This window comes from Paraburkholderia kirstenboschensis, from assembly GCF_032806925.1.
In the GTDB taxonomy this organism is placed as follows: Bacteria; Pseudomonadota; Gammaproteobacteria; order Burkholderiales; family Burkholderiaceae; genus Paraburkholderia; species Paraburkholderia kirstenboschensis.
Genome location: NZ_CP136512.1, coordinates 2,994,612 through 3,010,803 on the forward strand (window position 1 = coordinate 2,994,612; position 16,192 = coordinate 3,010,803).

Here is a 16,192-nt window from a genome sequence, read left to right on the forward strand (position 1 = left end):
TCCGTTGACGTGTTCACCCGATCGAAACCACGCGACGTGCATGTCGAGCGTCGTCCGGTCGAGCGACGCTAGCAGTTCCAGTTGCGGTCCGACTCGAGGCCATGGCGAAAAGATCGGTAGCTCTCTTCTCGCACGTGTGAAGCGCTGCGTCGAATGTCTCGCGGGAATGATCGACATAGGAGCGAGACGTGAGCCGCTCGCCATCGAGCCGGATCACGGCGCGAAAGAATCTGTGACATGGCCGTGTCCGGTCATTGCACTTCAAGAAGCAGCCCGTGTTAGAAACGCTTCACCGGTTGTGACGACGGTTCCTGCATTACTCACGATCCCGTTTCTTCAATCGAGCCTACTGTCTCGTGATATCTGCCATGGTCCAGGATCGGTCGAAAATCGCCGGCTCTGGTCCATACAGCCGGAAGGCGGCAAACCACGGCTTGCCGGGCGCGGTATAAATCCAGTTCTCCGTTTTGCCCGCCGGCGGCACCGGTCCGAAATAGATGTCGATCGATCCGTCCGGGTTGCGCTGCAGACCCTTGTCGTAGGAATCAATGCCAACGCGCGGCGCATGACGAATGAATCCGCTTGTCTCGCTGTCGTAGACGTTGACCGCCCAGAACTGCCACGCAGGTACATGCGGCGGCACGCGCAGACGATAGTGAGTCGATCCGTCGAGCAATTCGCCCTGCTGGTCCCGCCAACTCGTCAGATAGAAAGTCGCCTTGCCGAGCTTTTGCGGTGGTGCGTAGGCAAGGAAAAAGAGCGCGCCGCGCAGTCGGGTGTCCACGCCTTGACCATCGTCGAAAGTGAAATGCGTTTTGACGGCCACGGGGACCGGCGAGACGATGCCCCACTGCAAACCGGGCCACCAGGGACGTGCGCCGGACTGAAGCGTCTGGCGAAAGCTAGCTCGCGCCTCCAGCGCGGCGGCGTGCATACGCGCGCGCATGGCTGCGTCCGGCACGAATGGTTTGCCCGGCTCGATGCCGAGCGCGCGCAGTCGCACGTATGCACCGGCGTCACGCGGCAGCGCCGGCTCCTCGCTTACCATGCGCGCGAGACGAACGAAATACGTGTTGTCGAACTGGACAATCCCGTCGAACACCTTGCCGTCCATCTCGATGAGGCGCTGTGGCGCGTTGCCGGATGCGTTGGCGAGACTCGACACATGCATCTTATGGATAAAGGCGTTCGCCTTGCGGAGGTCGTCCGGCAACAATGTGCCGGGTGTCACGCGAATCAGCGCATAACCGTTGTACGTGTCCGACTGCAGAGCAACGTAACCCGCCGGCAGCTCGCCCTCGAAACCGGGCGGCAGCAACAGGTAGCGTGCGCCATTTCCCATGTCTTCGCCTTCCCGCCCCACATCGGCCAGCGGCACTTGCCAGCTGTTCAGCACGCTGCCGAATACGCCGATGCCCTCCGCCGCCGGGATATCTATAACCACCGGGCCGTCCTTGAGGTTGTAGTTGAAGTAGACGTAAAGCGACGACGAATTGGGTGTGGTTGTCTGGTTCTTCCAGTCTGCCGGCCGCGACCAGTAGACGATATCGTTGTAGTGCGCCCCGGCGTCGCGCAAGTACGCGTCGCGCATGGCGTCGACGCTGACGATGGGCATGCCCCAGACGGCGGCGTCGAAGGCGTCGCGGCTATGCGGGTCGTCGACGGGCGCCTGGGCGATTATCGCGGCCGAACCCGTTGTATCTGCAACCTGCGCGATGGCGGGTTGGAGCAGCAAACTGCCAAGGCCGAACACCCCGCATACATGCCATGCCCGCAATGTTCGATTCATCGGATTTCCTCGCAATGCAGTCACGAACGATTGAAGTGCCATCAAGATTGCCGACGCGCGCGGACAATCTGAGCGTCTTGTCAGCGCGCCTGCGCCTCCGGAAACTTCCAGCGGCCATCCAGGACCTCGGCACGTGGACGATACATGCGGACCATGTAGTTCCAGTTGGGCGTGATAGGCAGGCAGTTCGGCACCTTGCCGTCACAGCCGCCGAATTGCACGGAAATCGCGCCGTCGGCGTCCTTTTTTGCTACGACGTTATTGACCGTGTAAGCGCTCTGCCCATTCGGCTCGAAGAAGCCTTTCTCGTTGTAAACACTGATCGACCAGAATCCGTCGACGGGAACGTCCGCTACTCTTAGTCGATTGACGGTATTCCCGTCGTTGTGTGACGGCGTGTCGTTGAGGTAGACCGTGTCCTTGTCCGGATTGCCGCCCATCGCGATGGCCGTACCGATAAGGTGACGCACCGGCGAGACCTCGCCGCGCATGCCGAACGCTCCGTTGAGGTCGGGCAGCGTCGCCCCCAGCGTGACCAACGCATCGCGGACGCGCTTCTGGCTGGCTTCGTCCCAGTGCGGCACCTCGAATTTGCCCGGCGTGGCCTGTTGCACTTTGGTGCCGTCCTGCAACGCATGTACCGCCTGCATGTCCGCGGGATCCCGCACATCGGCCAGCGTTCGCACGCCGATCAGCAGGTAGCGCGTGCCGATCTGCGTGCGCGTGAACGTGTAGGGTCCGCTGCCGTACGCGACCATGGGCACATAGTTGTCCTCGCTGATAGCCGCGACCGAGCGAAAGCGATTCCCTGCGTCGGGCAGCGTGATTGTCACGGGGCCTGCATCGAGATCGAAAACGCCTACCGAATAAAGGGTATCGCGGTTCGCGCGCACAACCGCCTGCCGCTCGACCGGCATCAGTTCACGGTAATGGAAGAGTTTGCCGAAGGCTCCATGCTTCGCTAGCGCGCCGAAATACATATCGGACTCGGCCCGCTCGAAGTTGTCGACAGTGACGGCGAGCACGCCCGGCACAGCGGGACCCGCGTGCGCCGCGGAAGGCACGATCGCGCCCAAGATCGTCCAAAGCGCGACAGTACACAGCAGGTTCATACGCTGGTTCATGGCTTTTCCTCACGTGACACTGGTTGCCTGATCAAGCCAGCAGGATCTGGAGTCTAGTGCCGTCAGCGTGCACGCCGCCCCCTCCTTTTTGTGTAGGCATACCCCGCCGGGATAATGCGCGGGATAGCGAATCCCCCCCCTCCAAACGAGGGGGATGGGTGATACCGGCCAGAGCCGTACACTCGCCACATCCTGACGGGGTGCTCCGCTCATAAGCTTGCGGCGCGCAAGGCGAAGCCGGCCGTCCCGCTATCCCACTACCCCGCCTGCCCCACGCCTTAACGCCACTTGTCTCCTGCGACGTTCCGACAATGCCATTCCCCAAACTGTTGATCGAGACACGGTTCGCACCACCGCGCATCGGCGCGCAACACGTCGCGCGCGCCGATCTTCTAGCGCAGCTTGCGCAGGTCCAGCAACGCAAGCTGGCGCTGATCACGGGAAGCGCGGGCTACGGCAAGACCACGTTGCTGGCGCAGTGGCGTCAGCGGTGCATACAAGTCGACGCGCGCGTCGCGTGGCTCTCCCTGACAACCGACGACAAAGGATTCGCGGACTTCTGCTTCGCCTTCTTCGCGGCGTTGCAGAACCTGGGCGTCGCGGTCGAACTGGCGTTACCGGTCGATCGCGTGAGCGCTGCGTCGATCGACGAGACGGTGTCGTCCATATTGAGCGCGATCGAACCGCTGACAGACGAGCTGTATCTGATCCTCGACGATTACCATCACGTCGAAGATCCGGGCGCGCATCGGCTGATCCAGCGGCTAATCGAGCGGTGCCCGGCAAATCTGCATCTGCTGATCGCCTCTCGCGCGGTGCCTCCGCTCGGCCTGAGCCGCCTTCGAGTGATGGATCAGATGGTCGAGCTCGACAGTGCGAAGCTGCCCTTCTCGTCCGCCGAAACGCGCAGTTTTCTCGAAGGCAACCTCGGCCCGGGCCAACTCAGCGCCGACGACACCGGCATGATTCACGACCTGACGGGCGGCTGGCCTTCGTGCCTGCAACTGATCGTCATCATGCTGCGCAACCGGCCGGGTGCGCGCAACCAGCTGAGCGATCTCGTCTGGCGCTCGAACGATCTGCAAACGTGGCTCAGCGAGGAAGTAATCGCCACGCTTCCGACCGATCTCGTCGCGTTTTGCGAGGACATGTCGCTTTTCCGGCGCTTCAATGCACCGCTTGCGGCCTTCGTCACGGGGCATCCGAACGCCGCCGATCTCCTCGCGCGCATGGAACTCGAGAACCTGCCGCTTCAGCGTGTCGATCTGGACGACGAACTGCCGTGGTTCCGCTTTCATCGGCTATTCGGCGAGTTCCTCGACACGCGCGTCCAGCGGCGCGGCGCGGCGGCACTTGCGCAACTGCACCACCGCGCAAGTCAATGGTTCGCCAGACACAAGCTGGTAACCGAGGCCGTGCGTCACGCGAATCTGGCCGGCGACGTCGAGCTTGCCGCACAGGTCATCGAGCAAGCGGGTCCGGCCACCTGGACGCTCGGCTACGTCGGCCCCCTGCTTCAGTTGCTGGAACGGCTGCCACACGAAACGCGGCTCGAGCATCCGCATCTGGCGGAGCTCATGTGTCTTGCTATTTCGCTGACGGCACTGCCGGCGCAAGCCGAGGCCCAGCTCGATCGACTGGGCGTCAACGACCCAGCGCGCTGGCCGAGTGCGGCGCGCAGTCTGCCGCTCGTGCGCGCCGTTATCGCGCTACAGCGTGACGACACGCAGCAGACGATCTGTCTTCTCGAATCGCATCGCGTCGACACCGCCGACAATCCGTTCCTGCGCTATCTGATGCTGTCGGTGTTGTCGGTGGCCTACGCCGGGTCGGGAAGGTACGCGGACGCGCGGGCGCTGCTCGAAAGCCAGCCCATCCCCGCCGCCGATCGCAACAACGACATGACGATCATCGCGGAGAGCACGCACGCGCTGGCATTGCTGCTCGAAGGCGACGCCCGCGAGGCGGCCCGCATCGCGGCCACGCTTCACGCGCGTGCGCTCAAGCGGTTCGGCGAGCGGTCCGTCTGCGCGAATGTTTGCGCGGCATTTCTCGCCGACGCGCTTTATGAGTTGAACCAGACCGACGACGCGCGCGAGACGCTCGCCAATCGGCATGGCCTGCTGGAGTCGTCGGGTGTCGAGGTAACTGTCCGCGCGTCGCTGTGCCGGGCGCGCCTCGATCTTCTGCAGGAGGGCGCGGGCGCGGCGCTCACCTTTCTGCGCCAACAGGCCGCGCGCTTTCGCGGCCTCGGATATGATCGGCCGTTCGCGCTAATGCTGGCCGAGCAGATCCGCATTCACGTGAACCGGGGCAATCGTGCCGAGACCGATGCGCTTCTGCAAACGCTCGACACGCTCGCAGCGCAACACGAGCATAGCCAGGGGTTCCTCGTCGAGGTCCGCATTGCCGCCGCGCTGTCCCACGCCCGCGTGGATCTGTCGAGTAACCCGCAGCGCGCACGCAAAGTATTGGAGACCGCGCGCCAGCACGCGCTTTCGATAGGACGCGGCCGACTCCTCACGCTGATCGACTTGCTTTCCGCGCGTGCCTTCGCAAGCCTCGGCCGTGCCGACGAGGCAATGGCATCGCGCAGCCGCGCGGTGCAATGCGGTTGCCGCTATGGCCTCACGCGCACGTTCCTCGACGAAGGCGCACTCGCGCGCGACGAACTGGCGCTCGTCGTGCAGGCGCAAGTGCTTCACGGTCCCGCGCTACAGTTCGCGCAAGGTCTGCTTGCCACCTACCCGGCCGGGACAACAACGGGACACCTCGCTCCTCTGCCGAGGAAAGGCAGCAGTGCCCGCCATGGCCACGCCACGCTCACGCAACGCGAGATACAGGTCCTCGGGCTCGTCGCGCAAGCAATGTCGAACAAGCGCATTGCGCTTGCGCTCGACATCACTGTCGAAACGGTCAAGTGGAATCTGCGCAATATCTTCTCCAAGCTCGGCGTCTCCCGCCGCTACGATGCGATGGTTTGGGCGCGCAATCAGAAGCTCATCGACTGAACCGCTCGTTCTCAAGCCGCGTTCGCGAGTTCGGGCACGACAGAGAACCGATCCGACAAATCCGCAATCGGCCACGCTGAAGATTGGCGCTTTCTCGTTCTCGTTCCGCCTTTCGTCCGCTATTCGGCCATCGCATGCTCACAGCTCGCGCGTCCCACTGGCGCACGTTGCAGCAGAAAGTGCGACAGCGCGGGAATCAGCACCAGAGCCCCCACCATGTTCCAGACGAACATGAAAGTCAGCAGCACACCCATGTCGGCCTGGAACTTGATTGGCGACCACGCCCACGTGACGACGGATGCCGCCAGCGTCACGCCGATCAATGCGATCACCTTGCCGGTGAAGCCCAGCGCCTCGCGATAAGCGGCTTCGAGCGTCGCGCCCTGTCGTTGCAGCGCCAGCTGGATGCTCACGAGATAGAGCGCGTAGTCGACGCCGATGCCCACTCCGAGCGCCGTGACGGGCAGCGTCGCGACCTTCACGCCGATGCCGAGTGCGACCATTAGTGCCTCGCAGAGAATCGACGTGATCACGAGCGGCACGACGGCGACCACCACCGCGCGCCAATTTCTGAACGTAACGAAACACAGCGCGATCACTGCCGCATAGACGAGCACGAGCATCATCCTGTTGGCCTTTTCGACCGCAATATTGGTCGCCGCCTCGATGCCCGCGCTGCCGGCTGCGGGCAGGAACTGCAGCGTCGCCGTGTCGTGCTGCGCGGCAAAGCCCTGGACGGCTTTCACTACCTGCTCGAGCGTCTTCGCCTTGTGATCGGCCAGATACGCGATGACCGGCGCCACCGAGCGGGCGCCGTTCACGAGTTCCGGATTGGCCACGTAGCCGTTGTTCACCGCATCCGTCGAGACGAACGGATCGCGGCTGATCGTCATCCAGCGCGGATCGCCTTCGAAACCCGCAGCCGTATTGCGGCGGCTCACGCCGCTGATCGACTGCGTGGTTTGCACGCCGTCGACATCGCGCAGGACCTGTTCGAGGTTGTCCATCTCCATCAGTGTCCGGTAGTCGTTGACGCCGCCCGCGCGCGTCTTGACGATCACCGCGAACTGATCCGTCGACAATCCGTAATGGCTCGTGATATAGGCATTGTCGCGGTTGTAGCGCGAGGTGGCGCGCAATTCCGGTGCGCCGGGATCGAGGTCGCCAATCTTCAGATGCCGTGCGACAACGAGGCCACCCGCGAGCAGCGCCGCTGCGATGCAGACGGCGATACAGGCCGGTACCCGCCGCGTGAACGGCACGAGCAACGTGGCAAGCGGATGCCGCGTGCCCGCGCGCAAACTGCGCGATGCGGCGGCAGCGCTTACGCCCGTGTACGAAAGCATGACCGGCAGGAACACCAGATTCGTGAAGATCAGAACCGCCACGCCTGCGCTGGCCGCCACCGCCAGCCCGCATATGACCGGAATGTCGATCAGCATCAGCACGGCGAATCCGACCGCGTCCGCCAGCAGCGCGGTCAGGCCGGCGAGAAAGAGACGCCGGAACGTATAGCGCGCGGCGACGTAGCGGTCGGTGCCGCGGCCAATGTCCTGCATGATGCCGTTCATTTTCTGCGCGCCGTGTGACACGCCGATCGCGAAAATGAGGAAGGGCACGAGGATCGAGTACGGATCCAGATCCACACCGAGCAGATGCACGATGCCGAGTTGCCAGACCACGGCCGCAAGCGAGCAGCCGATTACGAGCGCGGTGCTGCGCGCGCAGCGCGTGTACCCATAGATCACCGCCGTGGCGAGCGCCACCGCGGCGGCGAAATACAGTGCGACCTGCAACAGCCCTTTTATAAGGTCTCCCACGAGCTGCGCGAAACCGATTACGTGAATCTCGATGCCGTCGCGTGCGTGGTCCTGACGTATCCGGTCGAGCGCGTCGTGCAGTGCATGTGCATCGAGCGGCTTGCCGCTATCCGCGTAGTGGTCGAGCAGCGGCAGGAAGATCGTGCTCGACTGCTGGTCGTCACCGATGAGCGATCCGACAATGCCCGCACGCGACACGTTCTGGCGCAGCTTCGCGATGCTCTCCGGCGATCCGTCATAGTCGTCGGGCATCACCGGGCCGCCCTGGAAGCCTGTCTCCGTCACTTCGGCCCAGCGCACCACCGGCATCCATAGCGACTTCACGAAAGCGCGGTCGACGCCGGGCAGCAGATACGCGCGATCGTTGATGTCACGCAGCGCGCTGAGGTACTTCGGGGCATAGATGCTGCCGTGGCGATTTTCGACCACTACGCGCACCGAATTGCCGAGCGAACGAAGCGAGTCGAGGTTCGCTAGATAGTTGCGGATGAACGGACTCGATTGCGGCATCATCCGTTCATAGCTCGCGCTGACGTTCGATCTTGCCGCCGCGAAGCCCAACAACGCGGTCAGCACAATGCACACCGACACGATCCAGAGACGGTTGTTGAAGATCAGGCATTCCAGCCGCGATCCGGACTTCGCTTCGAATTCCGCCCGGGAGCGCACGACCGGCGTGGCGTCGCCACGATGAGATTGGGGATGCATGGCAATACTCTCTTTGCTGGTTCAGCGGACGGTCATCGCGCCGATGCGAGGCTCGCGCCGCTCAGCGACGTGAGCGCGAGCATGTCGGCGGAAATCGGCACGACGCCTGTCAATGCCGCCGCATGGCGCAATTTGAGCGGGCTGAACGAGTCGGTGGCGCTGTCATACAGCGCCGCTTCGCCGCTCGATGTGACAAACGCCATCGCGTGACGCGCTTCGATGGGCGCCGCGCTCGTCACCCCGCCATGCAGCGGACTCTTCAGGGCGACCCAGTTCATGCCGAGATCGGTGCTGCGGTAAATCGTGCCGCGCAAGCCGTAGGCGAACAACGCGCGCTCGTCGCCCGCAATTCCGAAGAAGCTCCCCACGTAGCCGGTCGGGATCGCCGAGAATTTTCCTGTGGTTCGGTCGAGTTGGTACACCATGCCTTTTTCGCCCGCAATGAAAACGTGGCCCGCTATGCCGCGAATCGCGTTCAGATGCAGAAAGTGCGGATTGTCGATGCGTTCGAGCATCGGCAGCCACGTCTTGCCGCCGTCGCTCGTGGCGATCGCCGACCCGAACGGCCCGACCGCCATGCCGTGTTGCGCGTCGTCGAACCACACGCTTAGCAACGGCAGCGACGGCCCCTGCTTGTAGTTCAGCGCGAGCTGCTCCAGATAAGGCTGCAACGTGGCGTCGCCGTTTGCGATTCTTGTTTTATACGAGGCCGTCAGCGAAGCGGCCGCCATGCGTCCGTCGAACTGGCGTGTCCACGTGTCGCCGGCGTCCGCGGTATGCAGCACCACGCCGTCGTGGCCGACCGCCCACCCGTCCCGCTCAGTCGGGAAGCTGAGCGCGAGCAGGTCGCTGCGAACCGGTGCGGCCGACTGCCGCCAGTTTTTTCCTGCGTCGTCCGAAACAATGACCAGGCCGCGCATGCCGACTGCGATGAGACGGGCGCCGGCTCGCGCGACCGCCATGACGGGCCGGCCGGCGACATTGCCGTGCATCAGCGCAGGTGCGTCCAGCGGATCGACGAATGCGCTTTTCTGTGCGGGCGCCGCAGCGGGAGCGGCCTGCACGTTGAAAGCGCACGCAGCAAGCGCGAGCAACAGCGAAGCTGTGCACCGCGCTCTTCGATAATTCATTTGCGGCATCGTCTTCCTCTGTCTTGCGATCTGGCGCCGCCCTTCGCCGGGGCATGCCGGCGAAGGGCGAACAAAGCTCGGTCCAACGGTTCATCAAGTCGGTTCGCGCTTTAGCGCAAGCCGGTTCCCGCCATGCCCGCGGGCGTGAAGAGATTGGCCTTGTCGAACTTGTCCGACACGCGCACGAGCGGCTGGCCGTTCTCCGACGTCGTGCCCGTGACGAAGTAATTGCCTTTCTCGAGGTCATAGAAGTTGTTCTGGAAGGTGTACACACCGCCGCCGTCGTAGAACGGGAACGTATGCGTGAGGCCGACGCGCCACAGTTTGCCGTCATGGCCATAGCCGTCCGCTTCCACGAACGCCCATGCGTCCTCATCGACGTACAGCATGCGTTTGGCGTAGGCGTGGCGCGCGCCCGCTTTCAACGTCGCTTCCACCACCCACACGCGATGACGTTCCCAGCGCATCGCATCGGGCTTGATGTTCTTCTGACCCAGCACATCGTCCGGAGAAAGCTGCGAAAGGCGATAGTTGTTGTACGGGATGATCATCTCCTTCTTGCCGATCAGCTTGAAGTCGAAGCGATCCATACGGCCGCGGAAAAGACCTGCTTCGTCCCAGAACTCGACGCCGCCATAGTTCGCTGCCGGGGTGTCGTACTTGTAGTCGGGCGCCATGCGCACACGGCGCTGGGCCGGAAAATACGCCCAGCTCTCCTGGTCACGCTCGGAATAGTTCATCGAGTAGTTGACGAGAGCGGTCTGCCCCGCCAGGGTCGGCGGCGTCTGAATCTGCGCCCACAGACGGTCGTATGGATAACCCGGCTTGCTGTCCGCGTTCTTCGGGTCGTAATACGGACGGTATTCGACGAAGTTCAGCACAGGCAATTGCGTGCGGCCACCCGACGTGTCGACGAGCCAGCCGCCGAAGTTGGTCACCGAGAACTGCGTGCGCTGATAGCTGAGGAGCGCGTTCCACATCACCTCGTAGCCGTTCTTCGGGATCGGGAACGGCACGCCGCCAAACGCGCCCTCCACGCCGTCGCCCTCCACTTTGCCGACGAGCTTCGCATTGCTCGCGTTCTTCAACGTGTTGTCGAGCACCCACTGCGGATACGACACCGAGCGATGCGTCGGATAGACGTCCACGCGGTATTCCGGGAAGCGCTTGAGCAGCGCCTGTACGCCGGGCGTCAGGCGCTCCGCATACTGCGCCATGTTCGCCGCCGTAATGCTCGCGACTGGCTTCTCGCCCTTGAACGGGTCCGGCCACTTTCCGCTGTTGGCCGAATAGCCCGCGGGCGGCGAGGTCAACCCGCCGGTGTAACCGGGAATGTCACCGTCCGCGCTCGCCGCTTTCTCCGCACCGAATGCCGTGAGCGTGGTGCCGAGCTGCCTGGCTTCTTCGGCCGACCCGCCCGCCCATGCGCCGGCGGCGTGCAATGTCACGAGGCCGGCTGCGGCCACATGAAGCAGAGTTTTCATACGTCTTTCTCCTTTTTGCGATGAATCCCTCAGAACGACGACTGGAAGGTCAGCGAGACCCATGGACGGTCGTTGAGGTCGATCAGACCGTTGCCGGTGCTGTTGTAGGGCAACCCGCTCGGCGTGACCGCTGTGGTGTTCACGTGAGCGTGATAGCCGATGTAGGAAAGCGTGAGCGTGGCGCGCTGGCGGATCAGCGCCTGCACGCCGATCGAATAGGTGAAGAAACCCTGGCCGCCCGCCGACGAGCCGGGATTGATCGGCGTCGTGCCGTAGAGACCGCCCGAGAACGAGGTCGGCATGCTCAGGTCGATGCCCGGGAATACCTGGAGCCATTGCGGCGCGAACACGAGGCCCGCGCCCACGTAGTCTTTGGTTGAGCAGCCGTTCCACTTGTTGTTGCTCGGGCATCCGGCGTAGCCCACGCCGTTGTAGAGCGACGCGTTCTGCGTGACGGAGAGCAGACGCGTATAGCCGAGTTCCGCCGTCAGCGTGCCCGTTTGCCACAACGGCGTGCGCGGCAGCGGCACGATGGCGTTCGTGACGACGTTGAGGATGTCGCCCTTGGCCCCCGTCGTCTGGTTCGCGATGGCCGGGCTGAGCGCGGTATTGAGCGCGGTGTTGTGCCGATACGATATTTCGACACCCACCGCTGTGCTGGCAATCGTCGTGTCCAGGCTGAAGCCGAAAAGCTGCACGCCGCGGTTGTAGGCGAGGTGATAGTCGGTCGGCAGCGCCCGGTTCAACGCGGGAATGGTCTTCCAGTTCGCGAGCACCCACGGCTGCGTTTCGTCGAGCCGCCGGAAATAGAAGCCCATGCCGCCATTCAGGAACTCCGGCGTCCAGCCGATCTTCACGCCGAAATTGTTGTCCACTTGCGGCGGCCTGATCGACGGGCCTTGCGGGATCACGTAGCCGAATGGCCCACCGGGCGGCAGCCCGAGGATCGGCCGCACCGCGCCCGGCAATGTGGTGATGAAAAGGCCTGAGGGTCCCTGGGCCACCGCGTCGTTTGCCTCGATATACGTTCCGCCAGTCGGCAGCCGGTTTGGCGCCCAGCCGAGTTCATACTGGCCGGACACGGACACTTCAGGCGTGACCTGCGCGGTCAAGCTGATCTGCGGGCGCGGCAGCAGCAGTTCTTTCGTCTGCGTGCCAGGCGAGTTGTAAGCCTTGATGCCGTCCGTCGCCCCTTGAGCGTACGAGATGCCCTGGGTCGGCGACAGCATCGAATTGCCCCAGTACTCGGTGAACTGGCCGGCCTTCAGATAGACCGCACGGCCGCCAATCTGCGTGTTGTAGAACGCAAAAGCGTCGAGCAGCTGCGCGCCCTGCACGTAGAAGCGATTTGTGTAAGAACTGTAGGTGCCGTTCGGATACGAACGCAGCGACTGATACGTGACTCCCGGCGCATAGAGGCCAGGATTGGTGACGTTTCCGCTGCCGTACGCAAAGTCCTTCCATGCGGACGCCGAAACGCGCACGCCCACGTACCCCTGGTAGGCAGCCGTGAACTCGGAGAGAATCGCGACACGGTTGGTGACGACGTCGCCGGCGTGACGGAACTTGTAGTCGCCGTCGTCGTAGCTCGGGTTATTGCCGATCATCGGATCGATGCCGTGCGCGCGCACTCCGAGGTTGTAACTGATGGTGTTGTCCCAGTTCACGTCCCAATCGGACGAATCGGTACTGAACTTGAATGCGTATGCATGCAACGGGATAGTGGCAGCGATCACGCTCGCCAACACGGTGAGGCGCGGCAGGGTCATAGCCCGGCAATCTTTTTTGTCTTTGCGATACATCTGCTTGTCTCCTTTTGTTTTCATTGCTCAGCATTGCTACGTGCTCGATCCCCCCGGGTTGACCCTCCCGCGATCCGCACTCCGGCGCCGTCATCCTCACGCTGCTTCAGAAGCCGAGCGAGCCGCTCAGTCATTGCTCAATGCCGGATAGCCATGCCATAAGGTGCCAGCACGCCGCCCCTGCCTCCCCTGTAAAAAGGAGGGGGGTGGGTTTACACGATCGGGGCGATCTGGGCGTTCGGCACGGAGTTCGGTGCGTAAAATACCTGACGAGGCTATTGCATCTGCACCCCGCGAAAAGAAAGGGGCCGCGCCATATGCGAGCGCCTAAAATCGGCGCAGTGCTGGAGCGCGCAGGCGCGGCGCGCACTGGTTGAGCCGACGATAAGACTCTGGAGACATGAGATGAAAATGAACTTTGCACGCACGTTCGGCTACACCGCGATGCGGTACGCCAGCAACGAAGCGCTCGTGAACATCGAGCGGCAAAGACGCTACACGTTCAAAGAACTGCATCTGGTGACCAACAGGATCGTCAACATGATGCGCGAGCGCCTGAGCCTGCGCCGTGGCGACGCATTCATGTGCCTGCTCGACAACGACAACATGTCGCTGCTGCATGCGTGGACCGTGCTCAAGGGCGAAGCCGGCGCGGTGTACACCAACTTTCGCGACTCGCTAGAGGAGCACTGCTGGCAGGTGGACTTCATCAAGCCCAAGGTGGTGTTCATAGAAAACACACTGCTCCCGGCCTACTTCGACATCCTGATAGAACGCGGCGTTACCGTGGTTTGCATGGACCCGCCCGACATGCCGAGCGACGGTCTCCACTATTTCTGGGATCTGGTCGAGGGCAGCAGCGACGCGAACCCGGAGGTCGAAAGCGATACGCTGAACGACATCCTGGTCTATCGCTTCACGGGCGGCACTACAGGCAAGAGCAAGTGCGCGCAATACACCATCGACAACTGGATGGCCATGCGCGACGCGTCGTACTTCGAGAACGAACAAACGTTCCATGACACGACGCGCAACCTGCACATGGCGCCCATCAGCCACGCTTCAGGCTTCAGCGTGCTGCCCACCTATTTTCGCGGCGGCTGCAACGTGACACAGAACGTCCCGGACTTGCGGCAATGGTGTATCAATGTCCAGACGGAGCGGATCACCAACGCCCTTCTCGTGCCAACGTTGATCTACCGGCTGCTCGAAGTGAAGGAGACGGCCGCCTACGATCTCTCGTCGCTCGACACGATCTACTACGGCGGCGCGCCGATGAGCCCGGCAAAGCTCCAGCTCGCGCAGCAACGTTTCGGCAATGTCTTCACGCAAATTTACGGCGCGACGGAGTGCCTGCAGATTGTCGGTATCCTGTCGAAGGCCGACCATCTGAGCGCAGTCGAATCGGGGCGTCTGGCGTCGGCGGGCCGCGTCGGCACAGGCATTGAACTCAGAATCGTGGACGACGCAGGCACAGACGTCGCACCCGGCGAGACGGGGGAAATCTGCGTGCGCTGCAGAGGCACAATCTGCGGATACTTCAACAACCCGCAAGGCACGGCCGCCGAGTTCGTCGACGGGTTCTGGAAATCGGGCGATCTCGGCTATCTCGACGAAGCCGGCTATCTGTTCATTGTCGATCGCAAGAAGGACGTGATCATCAGCGGCGGCTTCAACGTTTACGCAATCGAAGTAGAAGCCGCGCTGAACTCGCACCCGGCGGTCAGCATGTCGACGGCGATCGGCATTCCACATCCGGAATGGGGCGAAACCGTGCATGCCGAAGTCGTACTCAGGCAGGACATGCAGGTGAGTGCCGAAGAACTGATCGAGCACGTCAAGCGCTCTGTCGGCCGCTTCAAGGCGCCCAAAAGTGTCAGCTTCGTGGAGACCTTGCCGCTCAGTGCGGTTGGTAAAGTACTGCGCCGCCATGTGCGCGAGAAGTACTGGAAAGGTCAGTCGCGCCGCGTTGGGTAGCGCTTGGGTAGCGCTTGGGTAGCGCTTGGGTAGCGCTTGGGTAGCGCTTGGGTAGCGCTTGGGTAGCGCTTGGGTAACGCTTCCGTCTCGATGTGCCCGAAGTTGCGGTGTTGGGCGCGTCGTGCAGCACGCCGTGGCGTTGTCCCGTTTCACTTCATCTGCGCATCTGAACCGCACGCAAAAAAAGCCGCCTCGCCGGTTGACCGTCGAGGCGGCAAACGTATCGCATGAGAGTCATCTGCGATACGTGTCCGGTAAACCCGTTCAATGAGGCCGCGAACCGCGCGAGCCGGATGCCGGCCCGCGCGCCAATTGCTGCCGCTCGATGAATTTCACGTTGGACATTCGCCCACAGCGCACGCACCGGACTCCGCGCGCGAACTTCACCCGCTTGCGTGGCGAATCAGGCTGCGGGCGCGAGGAAAACCTGCACCTGCTCCAGTACTTCCGCATAGGCGCGCGCTGTCGTCCAGTCAGCGATCTCCGCGAAACGCGCGGCCACGCCCTCCGGCGTTAGCTCCGCGTCCGTGAGGCGAACCGGTGCGGTCTCCATGATCGTCGCGGTCGAGAACGTGCCGCCGCCGGCGCCCAGAATCACCTTCGAAGGTGCCTGCTCGCTGCACAGATACAGTACGCCCGGCGTCACGCGCTCCGGCTGGATGCGTTGCAGCGCCTCGGCGGGCATCACGTCTTCGGTCATACGCGTGGCCGCGACCGGCGCGATCGTGTTCACCCTGATGTCGTTCTTGCGGCCTTCCACGCTCAGCACGTTCATCAGGCCGATCAGCGCCATTTTCGCCGCGCCGTAGTTCGCCTGGCCGAAGTTGCCGTACATGCCCGCTGCGGAGGTGGTCATCAGAATGCGGCCGTATTGCTGGGCGCGCATGACGTCCCACACCGCCTTGGTGCAGTTGATCGAGCCGTGCAGATGAACGTCGAGCACCAGCTTGAAGTCCTCGGCCTGCAGCTTCGCGAAGCTCTTGTCGCGCAGAATGCCGGCGTTGTTCACAAGGATGTCGACGCGACCGAACTCGGCCATGGCCTGCTCGACCATTGCCTGCACCTGCACGGGGTCCGCGACGTTCGCGCCATTGGCAATCGCGGTGCCGCCGGCCTTGCGGATCTCGTCGACCACGGCCTGTGCGGCCGTGCTCGAACTGCCGGTGCCGTCACGGCTGCCGCCGAAGTCGTTGATCACGACCTTCGCGCCGCGCGCGGCGAATGCAAGCGCATGTGCGCGACCGAGGCCAGCGCCCGCACCTGTGATCAGCGCAACTTTTCCGTCGAAGCGGATACCCATGGACGTCTCTCCAAAGTCTTGAATAGATGAATGAACCCGTCTGGCGC

General features: G+C 63.1%; 9 protein-coding genes. 2 read left to right on the plus strand and 7 right to left on the minus strand.

Features of this window, described 5'->3' with window-relative positions:
* Positions 1-346 precede the first annotated feature (346 nt).
* Together RW095_RS22395 and RW095_RS22400 are read right to left on the minus strand one after the other, a co-directional pair.
* Entirely contained in the window at positions 347-1,789 is a 1,443-nt protein-coding gene (locus RW095_RS22395) for a DUF1214 domain-containing protein (RefSeq protein WP_317018436.1), read from the minus strand.
* Positions 1,790-1,869: 80 nt separating this feature from the next.
* Positions 1,870-2,913, minus strand: a complete 1,044-nt coding sequence (locus RW095_RS22400; protein WP_317018438.1) for a DUF1254 domain-containing protein — start codon at positions 2,911-2,913, stop codon at positions 1,870-1,872.
* Positions 2,914-3,224: 311 nt separating this feature from the next.
* Here RW095_RS22400 and RW095_RS22405 point away from each other — a divergent pair, with 311 nt between their 5' ends.
* Entirely contained in the window at positions 3,225-5,924 is a 2,700-nt protein-coding gene (locus RW095_RS22405) for a LuxR C-terminal-related transcriptional regulator (protein WP_317018439.1), read from the plus strand.
* Positions 5,925-6,043: 119 nt separating this feature from the next.
* Here the strand turns inward: RW095_RS22405 and RW095_RS22410 are convergent, their stop codons facing one another.
* From RW095_RS22410 to RW095_RS22425, 4 genes are all read right to left on the minus strand, one after another.
* Positions 6,044-8,452, minus strand: coding sequence for an efflux RND transporter permease subunit (locus tag RW095_RS22410; protein WP_317018441.1), 2,409 nt, complete (start codon positions 8,450-8,452; stop codon positions 6,044-6,046).
* Between the two features lie 32 nt (positions 8,453-8,484).
* Entirely contained in the window at positions 8,485-9,582 is a 1,098-nt protein-coding gene (locus RW095_RS22415) for a WD40/YVTN/BNR-like repeat-containing protein (RefSeq protein ID WP_317018442.1), read from the minus strand.
* Positions 9,583-9,692: 110 nt separating this feature from the next.
* The gene (locus tag RW095_RS22420; protein WP_317018444.1) at positions 9,693-11,066 is read right to left on the minus strand and encodes a DUF1329 domain-containing protein; all 1,374 of its coding nucleotides are present in this window, start codon (positions 11,064-11,066) and stop codon (positions 9,693-9,695) included.
* 29 nt (positions 11,067-11,095) lie between these two features.
* Complete coding sequence (locus RW095_RS22425; RefSeq protein ID WP_317018446.1) at positions 11,096-12,868, minus strand: DUF1302 domain-containing protein; 1,773 nt, start codon at positions 12,866-12,868, stop codon at positions 11,096-11,098.
* A 405-nt stretch (positions 12,869-13,273) separates the two neighbouring features.
* Between RW095_RS22425 and RW095_RS22430 the strand changes: the two genes are divergently transcribed.
* Positions 13,274-14,845, plus strand: a complete 1,572-nt coding sequence (locus tag RW095_RS22430) for an AMP-binding protein (RefSeq protein WP_317018447.1) — start codon at positions 13,274-13,276, stop codon at positions 14,843-14,845.
* Positions 14,846-15,248: 403 nt separating this feature from the next.
* Here RW095_RS22430 and RW095_RS22435 read toward each other — a convergent pair whose 3' ends face one another.
* Positions 15,249-16,145 carry an SDR family oxidoreductase gene (locus RW095_RS22435; RefSeq protein ID WP_317018448.1) on the minus strand — a complete coding sequence of 299 codons (897 nt, stop codon included), beginning with the start codon at positions 16,143-16,145 and terminating at the stop codon, positions 15,249-15,251.
* Positions 16,146-16,192: the final 47 nt, after the last annotated feature.